Annotated in this window: 11 protein-coding genes; 10 read left to right on the top strand and 1 reads right to left on the bottom strand. The window is 67.3% G+C overall.

Going from position 1 to position 12,278, the window contains the following annotated elements:
* Nucleotides 1-188: 188 nt before the first annotated feature.
* Entirely contained in the window at nt 189-1,823 is a 1,635-nt protein-coding gene (locus ABD912_RS11800; protein WP_345150993.1) for an ABC transporter substrate-binding protein, read from the top strand.
* A 235-nt stretch (nt 1,824-2,058) separates the two neighbouring features.
* On the opposite strand, the gene ABD912_RS11795 is transcribed toward ABD912_RS11800, so the two are convergent.
* The gene (locus tag ABD912_RS11795) at nt 2,059-2,583 is read right to left on the bottom strand and encodes a MarR family winged helix-turn-helix transcriptional regulator (RefSeq protein ID WP_345150992.1); all 525 of its coding nucleotides are present in this window, start codon (nt 2,581-2,583) and stop codon (nt 2,059-2,061) included.
* 392 nt (nt 2,584-2,975) lie between these two features.
* Between ABD912_RS11795 and ABD912_RS11790 the strand changes: the two genes are divergently transcribed.
* The 9 genes from ABD912_RS11790 (at nt 2,976) to ABD912_RS11750 (ending at nt 12,278) form a co-directional block, all read left to right on the top strand.
* A complete protein-coding gene (locus tag ABD912_RS11790) occupies nt 2,976-3,803 on the top strand; it encodes a transketolase (RefSeq protein ID WP_345150990.1) in 828 nt (275 codons plus the stop codon).
* Complete coding sequence (locus ABD912_RS11785) at nt 3,803-4,768, top strand: transketolase family protein (protein ID WP_345150988.1); 966 nt, start codon at nt 3,803-3,805, stop codon at nt 4,766-4,768. Before ABD912_RS11790 ends, ABD912_RS11785 begins: the two co-directional genes overlap by 1 nt.
* Nucleotides 4,769-4,802: 34 nt before the next feature.
* Entirely contained in the window at nt 4,803-5,873 is a 1,071-nt protein-coding gene (locus ABD912_RS11780) for a zinc-dependent alcohol dehydrogenase (protein WP_345150987.1), read from the top strand.
* The gene (locus tag ABD912_RS11775; protein WP_345150986.1) at nt 5,870-7,405 is read left to right on the top strand and encodes a sugar ABC transporter ATP-binding protein; all 1,536 of its coding nucleotides are present in this window, start codon (nt 5,870-5,872) and stop codon (nt 7,403-7,405) included. The genes ABD912_RS11780 and ABD912_RS11775 overlap by 4 nt, the downstream gene beginning before the upstream one ends.
* A gap of 1 nt (nt 7,406) precedes the next feature.
* Entirely contained in the window at nt 7,407-8,402 is a 996-nt protein-coding gene (locus ABD912_RS11770) for an ABC transporter permease (RefSeq protein WP_345150985.1), read from the top strand.
* A gap of 73 nt (nt 8,403-8,475) precedes the next feature.
* The gene (locus tag ABD912_RS11765) at nt 8,476-9,444 is read left to right on the top strand and encodes a sugar ABC transporter substrate-binding protein (RefSeq protein ID WP_345150984.1); all 969 of its coding nucleotides are present in this window, start codon (nt 8,476-8,478) and stop codon (nt 9,442-9,444) included.
* Between the two features lie 85 nt (nt 9,445-9,529).
* On the top strand, nt 9,530-10,387 hold the full coding sequence (locus ABD912_RS11760; protein ID WP_345150982.1) for an SDR family NAD(P)-dependent oxidoreductase: 858 nt from the start codon (nt 9,530-9,532) through the stop codon (nt 10,385-10,387).
* 53 nt (nt 10,388-10,440) lie between these two features.
* Nucleotides 10,441-11,418: a sugar ABC transporter substrate-binding protein gene (locus ABD912_RS11755; protein WP_345150981.1), complete on the top strand. Its 978-nt coding sequence runs from the start codon at nt 10,441-10,443 to the stop codon at nt 11,416-11,418.
* A gap of 77 nt (nt 11,419-11,495) precedes the next feature.
* On the top strand, nt 11,496-12,278 hold the full coding sequence (locus ABD912_RS11750) for an SDR family NAD(P)-dependent oxidoreductase (RefSeq protein WP_345150980.1): 783 nt from the start codon (nt 11,496-11,498) through the stop codon (nt 12,276-12,278).

Genomic DNA, 12,278 nt, shown 5'->3' with positions numbered 1-12,278 from the left:
CTGCGGCAGCCAACGGGCGCCATGAGGGATTTCCGTAGTGCATGTTCCAATCGGCGGGACGGGATGCTGTGGCCTGAATCACGCGATGGGCAGAGTGTGACGTGACGCACCGCCGGTCACGGCGCCGGGCATTCCGGGCGTCGTTCAGGCGCCGCTTCGGCGCACCATTTGTTGGAAGGTTCCACACCATGCTGAATGCAATCAAGCCCGGCCGCCGCAAGGTGCTGAGCCTGGTCGGCGTCGCGTTCCTGCTCGCTGGCTGCGGCGCGGCGAACACCGCCGGCCCGGCGGCCCCCAGTGCCGGCACCCTGCCCAGTGGCGTAACCGTGACGGCGTCGGGCGCGCAGGAGCTGAGCCTGGGCGAGCCCAAGTCGGGCGGTTCCCTCACCGTGGGCATGATTGCGCCGGTCGAATCGCTCGATCCGACCTCATCCGTCTCCAGCGCGCGCAGCGCGATGAACGCCATCTTCGACGTGCTGTTCGTGTACGACGAGAAGGGCAACGTGATCCCCGAACTGGCCAAGTCGATCGAGACGAGCGACAAGGGCGCCACCTGGACGATGAAGCTGCCCACCGGGGTGAAGTTCACCGACGGCACCGACTTCAACGCCGAGGCCGTGGTGGCGCACCTGAAGAACCTGGCGGCGGAGGGCTCCATGTCCCGCTCCGCCGGGGACGTGCGCCAGATCGAGAAGATGGTGGCCGTGGACGACGCGACCGTCAAGTTCACCCTCAAGGCCCCCAACATGGTGTTCCCGAAGATCTTCGTCTGGGGCCAGCCGGGCGGTCCGTCCATGATCCCGTCGCCCGCGGCCGTCGAGAAGCTCGGCAAGGACTTCGGGGCGAGCCCGGTGGGCGTGGGCCCGTTCAAGGTCAAGTCCTTCAAGGCCGGCGGAGACATCGTGCTCGAGCGCAACCCGGACTACCGGATCAAGGGCCAGCCGTATCTGGACGAACTCAAGTTCGTCACCGCCACCGACACCCAGACCCGCCTGGCCGCCGCGGTCGCCGGCGACATCGACCTGGCCTCCACCCAGTCCGGCGTCGACCTGGCCCAGGCCACCGAGGGCGGCCTGACCTCGCTCTACCAGCCGGACGGCACCTTCTACGATGTGCTGTTCAACCTGACCAAGGCCCCGTTCGACGACGTCCGCTTCCGCCAGGCGGTCATCCAGGCCATCGACAACAACGGGCTGAACCAGGCCGCGTTCGAGGGCAAGCAGACCCCGATGACCGGCATCTTCCCCTCCTCCAACCCGTTCTACGCCGAGACGGCCTGGCCGGCCTTCGACCCGGAGGCGGCCAAGAAGCTGGTGGCCGAGTACGTGGCCGACGGCGGCAAGGCCGAGTTCGCGATGACCACCACGTCCCCGCCGGAGTTCCAGAAGCAGGCGCAGGTGATGCAGCAGATGCTCCAGGACGTGGGGATCACGGTGACCCTGAACGTGTCCGACCAGCCGACCATGGTCACCGAGGCCCTCTCCGGGAACTACCAGTCCCAGCTGCGCTTCGCCGAGGTCCGCGAGGAGATCGACCAGCAGCTGCGCCAGTTCTTCCACTCCACCTCGACCGGCAACAACGGCAAGGCGGGGGACCCGGAGGTGGACGCGCTGCTGGACGAGCTGCGCACGCCGAAGGGCCAGGAGCGCAAGGCGGAGATCTACGCGGAAATGCAGAACCGCTTCGCGGAGTGGCTGCCGATCGCCCCGCTGGTGGCGCACAAGAACGGCTGGTACGTCGGCAAGGACGTCGGCGGCTTCCCCGGCGCTCGCGTCGGGCTTCCCGACCCGGACTGGCGCCTGCTCTGGGCCAACCAAAACTAGCGCCAGAACGGCCGATCCCCGGGACGGGGACGGCACGACGGCGGGACCGCACCCTTCACCGCATGGCTTCCAACGGCCGTTGCGACACCCGGATCTTCGGGGGTTGCAACGGCCGTTTCGCGTTAAGGGAGGGTGTGCGGGCAGGCGCCCGATCCCCGGCGGGCCCCCGGTTCAGGCCCGGGCGGTGCCGGATCCGTGCCCCGTCAGGCCTGTGCGTCGTCGGATTCGTGCCCCATCAGACCTGTGCCCCGTTCTCGAGCGTCTGCAGCTCCCGCGTCTTCTCGAGCATGCGGCGCAGCAGGTGATTGAGCCGGCCGATGTCCTCGCCGGAGAGGTCGGCCAGGATGATCTCCTGCCCGCGCATCGAGATCGGCAGCATGGCCTCGTGCATCTCCGCTCCCGCCCGGGTCAGGTACATGGGCCGCGATCCGCGGGGCCCGTCGATCAAAAGCAGGAGACCGCGTTCGATCAGGGTATTGACGCTCTTGGAAACGACGGCCTTGTTGAGGCCGAGGAACTCCGACAATTCGGTCGCCGACGTGCCGGGGCGGATCGCCGCGGCGGAGATGACCCGCCAATCGTTCGTTCCGAGACCGAAGCGCCGGCGCATTTCCTGGGACTCCCTCCACACGAGGGCGTTGGACAACAGGGCCAGAAGCCTTGGCGTGAAGTTCTCCGGGTCTATCGTCTCGGCCAGCGGCTCCGTGACGGCATCGGGGGGTATCAGCGCGCGTAGCCGCTGCTCTCTCTCGCTGGACATGGCCCTCCTTCTGGCGGTCATGAATACGGATCGCCTAGTTGGTCTATGGATAAGTGTCACAGAGGAACACGGTCCAGGTGGTCCGGATCTCCGGTCGGGAGTCTCCTGGGGCTCAGGGGCCCGGGGCGGGGCAACGCTCGGCGGGCCCGCGTCCCGCCCGGATGCCCTGGCTCGCCACTGAAGCAAGTTTATAAAGAATCTTGTTTACATGTAAACAGCATACTGTTAGCCTCGTCACATCGAAGCCGGAAGCAGCGGTTCTTCGACCACGAGCGAGTCGATGGGGACGCCACGAAACGGCGGCAAATCGGCATCCGTGTCATTCGACGAGGAGGCATCAGATGGGCCAAATGAGCCTGCGGACGGGTGGCAACCCGCCCACGATTGAGGAGTTGGAAGATCTCGCATTCGAGCTGAGATCGAAGTTGCTGCATTTGTGCGGCACCTATGAGGGGGCCGTGCACATCGGCGGCGACCTTTCCGCCGCGGACATCTTCACGGCGCTCTACCACTATGGTCTCGACGTCGATCCGTCCGACATCGCCAACCCCGCGCGGGACCGCTTTGTGCTGAGCAAGGGGCACGCCGCGGTCTGCATGTACATCGCGATGGCCATGCGCGGGTTCTTCTCCTACGACGGGATCGTCGAGACGTACGGCCAGCTTGATTCGGCCTACGGCATGCATCCCTGCAAGGTCCAGCTGCCGGGAGTGGAGTGCTCCACCGGCTCGCTGGGACACGGCCTGCCCCTGGCCGTGGGAATGGCGCTCAGCGCCCGGGGTCGCGGCGAGGAACACCGCGTGTTCTGCCTGCTCGGCGACGGCGAAACCGGCGAGGGATCCGTCTGGGAGGCGGCGATGGCGGCCCGCAGCAACGAACTCGGCAACCTGGTCGCCTTCATCGACCGCAACCGCCAGCTGATGACGAGCTTTGCGGAGGAGCGCATCGCCTTCGAGCCGTACCCGGACAAGTGGGCGGCGTTCGGCTGGAACGTGGTCAACGTCGACGGGCACGACATGCGCCAGCTTGTCGAGGCGATCGACACGCTGCCTCCGGCCGACAGCAACCGCCCGACCGTGATCATCTGCGAAACCGTCAAGGGCAAGGGCGTCGATTTCATGGAACGCAACCTGGCCTGGCACGCCGGCTCGCTGGGGCCGGCCGACCTGGAGCGCGCGATGGCAGCGCTCGAAGCATCGCGCGAGAAGGAGTCAGTCTGATGCCCGTTACCTTCACCTTTGGAGAAATGCTCTCCGCACGGTCCGTCATCGGATCGACCCTCGCCGAGCTCGGCGACGAGTACGACAACCTCTGGGTAATCACCCCCGACATTGGAGCGACGCTCGTGGAGTTCCGCGACAAGTTCCCGGAGCGGTTCCTGGACGTGGGCCTCGCCGAGCAGGCGTGCGTCGGCATCTCGGCGGGCCTGGCGTACGACGGCAACATCCCGGTCGTCTCGGGCATGCTTCCGTTCCTGAGCATGCGTGCGCTCGAGCAGGTGCGCACCGACGTCTGCTATCCGAATCTTCCGGTAAAAATCATCGGCACCCACGGCGGCCTGGTCGGCAACGGCGGCTCCACCCACTACGCGGTCGAGGACCTCGCGCTGATGTGCGCCCTGACCAACATGACCGTCACGTCCATCGGCGACCCGCTCATGGTCGGTGAGGTCATCCGCCAGTCGATGACCATGCAGGGGCCGATCTACATCCGCCTCGCCGTCGGCAAGAGCGACAAGGTGCTCTACGAGCCCGGCCAGCACGAGGTGCGCATCGGCAAGGGCATCGTTGCGCGCGAGGGCACCGACGCCACCATCTTCACCCACGGCACGGTTGTCGCCCAGGCGCTGGATGCCGCCGAGGAGCTGGCGAAGGACGGGCGTTCGGTGCGCGTCGTTGACATGTTCACGCTCAAGCCGATCGACGAGGAACTCATCGCGCGCTGCGCCGCCGAAACCGGCGGAAGGTTCGTCGTCCTGGAGGACCACCTGGCCTACGGTGGCCTCGCTTCGCGGGTTGCGGATGTCGTCGCCGACCGCAACATCCACCTCACCGCGTTCGAGCGCCTCGGCATCCCGCAGGTCTATGCAGGCTTCGGCGGGGACGAGGAGTTGCGCAACAAGCACGGCTACGGACTCGACGCGACGATCGCTGCCACCCGGCGCGTCATCGCCGCGCAACCCTGACCACTCACCCGTCACGCGCCCACCGGAGAGACGAATGAAAACAGTAGCTGTCACCAAGATCGGGAGCCTCCGCGATCCCGACGAGCAGGCTCGCGGCCGCATCGGCCTGGTCGACTTGATCGAGCCGGCACTTGGACCGGAGGATGTCCGGATTCGAGTCGCCTATTCCGCGATCTGCGGATCGGACCCGCATCTGGCGGAGGGGTTCTTCGGCACGGAGGTGCCGATCGGCCTCGGTCACGAACTCTCGGGCGTGGTCGAGGCGCTCGGCGAGAAGGCGCACCGCAACGGGTTGCGCATCGGCGACCGCATCGCGGGCAACTTCCTGCGCTTCTGCGGCACGTGCACGCCCTGCCGGGGCGGCCAGCAGCAGTTCTGCGAGCACATCCAGGAGTACAACCGGCCCGGCATGGCGGAGACGGTGACCTGGCACGAGTCGCAGGTCTACAAGCTGCCGGACAGCGTGTCCCTGCTGAAGGGCTGCCTGCTTGAGCCGGCCTCCGTTGCCGTGCGGATCGCGGACAAGACCAACATCAAGGTCGGCGACCGCGTGGCCGTCTGCGGTGGCGGTCCGATCGGACAGCTGGCCCTGCAGGTGCTGAAGATGAACGGCGCGACGTCGCTCACCCTCATCGAGCCGATCGCCGAGCGCCGCGAGATGGCGCTGCGCCACGGCGCCGATGCCGTGATCGATCCGGTCACCGAGGACCAGTACCAGCGGGCGCAGGAGATCACCGACGGCCGAGGGTACGACGTCGTGGTCGACGCTTCCGGATCGCCGCGCGCCGTGCGCGGCCTGCTCGACATCGCCGCCAAGGGGGCCACCGTCGTCTACGGGGCGATGTACCCCCACGACTTCGAGATGCCCCTGAACCTCTCGGACTACCTCTACCTCAAGGAACTCACGCTCACCGGCGTCTTCGTCTCGCCGTACGCATTCCCGCGGGCGCTGCAGGTGCTGCCCCACCTGGAGCTGGACGAGTTCACCGAGACGGTGTTCGACCTCGAGGACGCCCCGGCGGCCTTCGAAGCACACGTGAGCGGAAAGCACCCGAAGATCGTCATCCGCTGCAACCGCATCGAGGACGGGGGAGGTGCCGCATGACGGCCCTGGAGCCCTCTTCGACCGTGACCGCCCTGCTGGAGCCGGTCGCGGCCCTCGAAGCCCGCGGCATCGTCAAGCGCTTCGACGGGGTGCACGCCCTCAACGGCGCGAGCCTGTCGGTGCAGCCGGGCGAGATCCATGCCCTGCTCGGCGAAAACGGCGCGGGCAAATCGACGCTCATCAAGATCGTCACCGGGCTGTACACGCCGGACGCCGGGCAGATCGTGCGCAACGGCGAAGAGCTCGAGTTCGCGAACGTCCGGGCCGCCCACAAGGCCGGCGTCGTGGCGCTCTACCAGGAGCTCTCGATCATCCCCACGATCAGCGTCGCCGAGAACATCCTGCTCGGCGAGCAGATGCCCAGCCGCGGATCCCTGGTCAGCTGGGGCGCCCTGCGAAAGCGCGCCCAGGAGCAGCTCGACCGGCTCAACCAGCGCATCCCGCTCGGCAAGCTCGCCGGGCAGCTCTCGCCCGTGCAGCAGACCATGGTTGCCGTCGCCCGCGCCCTCGCCACCGACGCCCGGGTGCTGATCCTCGACGAGCCGACGGCAGCCCTCACCGACCTGGAGATCACCGACCTGTTCGCGGTGCTCCGGGGGCTGCGCGACGAGGGAGTCGCGATCGTCTACGTCTCCCACCGCCTCGAGGAGGTCTTCGAGCTCTGCGACCGCCTCACCATCATGCGCAACGGCGAGACCATCACCACCAAGGCCGTCGCCGACACCACGGTGGACGAAGTCATCTCGACGATGGTCGGCCGTTCCGCCGGGGAGCTCTTCCCGGAGCGCAGCACCGCCACCGACCAGGTGGTGCTGGCGGTCGAGGGCCTGAACGGGCGCCGGGTGAAGGACGTCTCCTTCCAGGCGTACGCCGGCGAGGTCCTGGGCATCGGCGGACTGGCCGGCTCCGGGCGCAGCGAGCTGCTGCGCCTGCTGGCCGGCGCCCAGAAGCACTCGTCGGGGACGATCACCGTCGCCGGCCAGCGCCTGCCGCACGCCCCCGGCGTCGGACGCGTCCTGGAGGCGGGGATCGCCCTCGTCCCCGAGGAGCGGCGCAGCCAGGGCGTCATCGTCAGCGCCCCGATCGAAGACAACATCGCACTCGCGAACCTCAAGGCGGTGAGCTCGCTGGGGTGGGTGTCGGACCGCAAGGTCGTGGACCTGGCCCGCGAAGGACTCGCGGATCTGCAGATCAAGGCCCGCGGGCCGCGGCAGGCCGTCGGCCAGCTCTCCGGCGGCAACCAGCAGAAGGTCGTGCTCGCCAAGATGCTCGCCCGCAAGCCCAAGGTGCTGCTGATGGATGAGCCGACCCGCGGCATCGACGTGGGCACGAAGGCCGAAATCTATCGCCTCATCCGCGAGCTGGTCGCCGGCGGCACAACCGTCGTGGCCGTCAGCTCGGAACTGCCCGAACTCATCGGAATGTCGGACCGCATCATCATCATGCACGAGGGCCGGATCGCCGGCGAGGTGCAGGCCGAGGGCGCCGACGACGAACTGCTCCTCTCCTACTGCTACGGAAAGACCGACTGACATGACCAAGACCGACACGCTCTCGGCAACGACGACGACGGCGCCGCAGGTACGCGAACGTGCCTCCCTTTCCCAGCTCTTCTGGCAGAGCGGCACGATCGTCGCCCTGATCGCCCTCATCGCATTCTTCACGGTGATGCGTCCTGACGTGTTCCTCAGCTTCGGAAACATGCGCAACATCCTCGAACAGATCGCCATCCTCACGATCATCGCCGTCGGACAGACGGTCGTGATGGTGGTGGGCGACTTCGACCTCTCGGTGGGTACCAATGCGACCCTCTCGGGCGCCACGGCGGCGTCGCTGATGATCGGGGGAACCCCCATCCCGCTGGCGATCGTCGCGGGACTGTGCGTCGGCATCCTGGTGGGCGTGGTGAACGGTTTCCTGGTGGCGTTCCTCCAGCTCTCCGCCTTCGTGGCGACCCTCGCGACCATGACGACCGTCGGCGGCCTGGCCTTCATCGCCACCAGCGGCACCACGCTCTACGGAATGCCGGAAGACTTCTTCTGGATCGGGCAGGGCAGGCCGATGGGAATCCCCATGCCCATCTTCTTCGCCGTTGCCGCGGCAGTCATCCTGTGGATCGTCTTGCGGTTCACCACCCTGGGCCGCCGCTGGTACGCGGTGGGCGGCAACGCCGAGGTTGCCCGGCTCTCGGGCGTGAACGTGCGGTGGACCCGCTTCTTCGCCTTCGTCGTGGCCGGTTTGGCGTCCGCGATCGGCGGCATCATCCTGGTCAGCCGCCTCGGCAGCGCGAGCTCGGCCAGCGGGAACAACTACATGATGCTCGCCGTCGCGGCGGTCTTCCTGGGCATGACCATCCTGAAGTCGGGGCAAGCCAACGTCGGCGGCACCCTCGTGGGCGTCGGCATCATCGGCGTCATGAGCAACGGCCTCAACATCATCGGCGTGAACACCTACGTCCAGCAGGTGCTTACCGGGCTCATCATCATCGCGGCCGTCACGCTGTCGGCGCTCAAAGCCCGCAAGGCATAGCCCCGCCGCAAGCGGCACAACAACAAACTCATCTACGCACTCATAATCAAGGGAGAAAATGATGCGAAAGCGTATGGCTGCACTCGCCGGAATGGCCTTGGCCTCGGCACTGGCGCTGACCGGCTGTTCCGGTTCGGACGGCAACACGGCAGCGGGATCCGAGGACACCTTCAAGGTAGCCGCCTTCACCGCCGGCTACGGAACTCCCGGCGGCAAGTCCACGCTGGACGACTTCGTGAAGAAGGGCGAGGCCCTGGGCTGGGACGTCACGCTGTACACGAGCGAGTTCGACTACGACAAGATCAACAGCGACGTGAACAGCGCGATCACGCAGGGCGTCGACGCCGTCCTCGCCGGCTTCCCGGACCCGCGCCAGGTGTCGCCGCTGGTCAACGCGGCCAAGAACGCGAACATCCCGATCTTCTCGATCGATGGCGGCGTCGAGCCCAACGACGACTTCGTCGTCGACGTCACCTTCCAGCAGCAGCAGCTCGCCGACCTCACCGTCGGTGCCCTCGAAGAGGCCATGGGGGGCCTGAGCGGCAAGAACGTCATGGTCATCGGCCACGACCCGCACATCGGCATCATGACCCGCAGCCACCTGGCCGAGGAACTGCTCAAGGCCGGCGGCGCGAACATCGCCGGCGGCGAAATGAAGCAGGTGCTGAACCCGGGAACGTCGCAGGAAGAGGCCCTGAAGTTCGTCACCGACTACCTGCAGGCCAACCCGGAGGGCCTGGACGGCGTCTGGGTCGGCTGGGACCACGCCGCGCTCGGCGCCACGCAGGCCATCAACGAGGCGGGCCGTGAGGACATCTTCGTGACCGGCGTCGATGCCCTGGGCATCGCCGTCAACGAGATCAAGAAGGACGGCCCGTTCTACGCCTCCGTCTTCCAGGACTGGAGCTCGGTCGTCGACCAGGTGGTGGGCGACATGGAAGCCTACGAGAAGTCGGGCACCCTGCCCTCCAAGAACTTCGTCGAGGTCGAAGGAACCCTCATCGACCGCAGCAACGTCGCCGGCTTCACGCCGACGAACTGAGCCGCCGACGGGTGGGGGATCCGCCGACCGCGCATCCTCCACCCGTCCCACCTGCAGCCGTGAGAACCAACGAAAGGCATGGCCCATGAGCACGTCCGAGACAGTGGAAAAAAACGCGGCGGAGACCGCCCTCGGCGACGACCGCGTCGTCGACCTCTTCAACCTGCGCGGCGACATCGTCATCGTGACGGGCGCGTCCAGCGGCATCGGCCAGGCCGCGGCGGAGATCTATGCGGCGGCGGGTGCCGTGGTGGTCGTCGTGGGCCGGCACGAGGGCCGGCTGGCGGCCGTGCGCGACGGCATCATCGCGGCAGGCGGCGTCGCGCATTCCTACGTCGCCGACGTCGCCGTCCGGGGCTCGTTCGACCAGGTCCTCCGCGACGTCGTCGCGGAGGTCGGCCAGCCCACGGTCATCGTCGCCAACGCGGGCATCGCCGGTGGCGGGAGCTACCTCACGGATGAGGGATTGCTCGCCAACTACGCGGATGACGAGTGGGACAGCGTGTTGGCCACGAACCTCACCGGCACGTTCGAGACGCTCCGCGCGGCGGCCCGGGTACTGCCCGATGGCGGCCGCGTCCTCGTCACGGCTTCCACCGCCGGGCTTCGCACGGACCCGATGGTGTCGTACGCGTACGTCACCACGAAGGCCGCGATCCTCAATCTCGTCCGTCAGATGGCGCTCGAGTTGGCGCCGCGGGGGATCCGCGTGAACGCGATCGCCCCCGGGCCCTTCAAGGACACCCGGATCGGCGGCGGCGCCGTGCTCGACGCGGAGGGGGAGCGCCAATGGAGCGCGACCGTCCCTCTCGGCCGCATGGGCGTCATGGAGCAGATCCAGGGCCCGATGCTCTTCCTCGTCTCACCAGCGTCCGCTTTCGTCACGGGCGCCACGCTCGCCGTGGACGGGGGCGCGCTCGCGCTGTCCCACACCCTTTTCTGACCCGCCATCCGGGCATTCCACCAACGGCGCAATGAGTGACAAAGGAGTAATTGATGCGTAAGCGTATGGCTGCACTCGCCGGAATGGCTCTGGCCTCGGCGATGGCGCTGACCGGCTGTTCCGGTTCGGCCAACGAGGCGGGGGGATCCGAGGACACCTTCAAGGTCGCCGCCTTCACCGCCGGCTACGGGACTCCCGTTGGCAAGGCCACCCTTGACGCGTTCGTCGAACAGGGCGAGGCGCTGGGCTGGGACGTGAGGCTCTACACGAGCGAGTTCGACTACGACAAGATCAACACCGACGTGAACGGCGCGATCACGCAGGGCGTCGACGCGATCCTGGCCGGGTTCCCGGACCCGCGCCAGATATCGCCGCTGGTCAACGCCGCCCAGGACGCGAACATCCCGATCTTCTCGATCGACGGCGGTGTCGAGCCCAACGAGGACTTCGTCGTCGACGTGACCTCCAACCAGCAGCAGATCGCCGACCTCACCGTCGGTGCCCTCGAAAAGGCCATGGGGGGCCTGCAGGGCAAGAACGTCATGGTCATCGGCCACGATCCGCACGTCGGCATCATGACCCGCAGCCACCTGGCCGAGGAACTGCTCAAGGCCGGCGGCGCGAACATCGCCGGCGGCGAGATCAAGCAGGTGCTGAACCCGGGAACGTCGCAGGAGGAGGCGCTGAAGTTCGTCACCGACTACCTGCAGGCCAACCCGGAGGGCCTGGATGGCGTGTGGGTCGGCTGGGACCACGCGGCGCTCGGCGCCGTGCAGGCCATCAACGAGGCGGGCCGCACCGACATTCCCGTGACCGGTGTCGACGCCGTGGGCATTGCGCTGGCGGAGATCAAGAAGGACGGTCCCTTTGCCGCGACGGTCGTGCAGGACTGGCCCAAGGTCCTTGACCTCGTGGTGGAGGACATGACGGCCTACGCGGAGTCGGGCGCCAAGCCCGCCGAGAACTTCGTCGAGACCGATGTCACGCTGGTCGACTCGACCAACGTCGACGACATCCAGCCAACCGACTGACACGAGTGCCCGGGCGGATGAAAGCCCGCCCGGGCACCGCCCAAGCCAAATCACCATCAATCAGGAAGAGAACAATCATGCGTTTGGAAGGCAAGGTCGCCATCATCACCGGCGGCGCCAGCGGAATCGGCCGGGCCACCGTGCACAAGTTCGTCCGTGAGGGCGCGCGGGTGCTGGTTGCCGACATCAATCTGGAACAGGCCGAAAAGGTCGTCGCCGAAGTCACGGCAGCGGGCTTTGAGGGCGCCGCCGCCGCGGCCCAGGTGGACGTCTCGAGCTTCGCGGAAGTCGAAGCCACCGTTGCGCGGGCCGTGGAGGTGTTCGGCGGACTCGACGTCATTTTCAACAATGCGGGCATCGCAGGCGGCAAGCCGCTGCTTGAGCACGATCCCGAGACCGATTACGCGCCGATGATCCGCATCGACCAGGACGGCGTCTACCACGGCATCCTCGCAGCGGGCAGGCAGTTCCGCGACCAGGGCAGGGGCGGTGTCATCATCAACACCTCGTCGATCTACGGCGAGCAGGCCGCCGAGCTGGCCTTCTCCTACAGCGCCGCCAAGGCAGCCGTCATCTCCTTCACCCGCTCGGCGGCGTACGAACTCGCGGAGTTCGGCGTGCGGGCGGTGGCGATCACCCCCGGCCGCGTGGGCACGCCGATCATCAACCAGTTCACTGACGAGCTGAAGCAGACGTTCGCCTCGGAACAGCTCCGCGGCGTCCTGACCGAGCCCGACGAGATCGCCAACGTCGTCGCCTTCCTCGCCTCCGACGAATCCAACGTGATCAACGGGACCGTGGTGCACGTCGACGACGGGTACTCCAGCTTCAAGAAGCGCCTCGACCTGCCGACCTTCTAG

The organism is Arthrobacter ginkgonis (assembly GCF_039540195.1).
Taxonomy (GTDB): Bacteria; Actinomycetota; Actinomycetes; order Actinomycetales; family Micrococcaceae; genus Zafaria; species Zafaria ginkgonis.
This window is presented reverse-complemented; position numbering and strand designations above follow the sequence as displayed.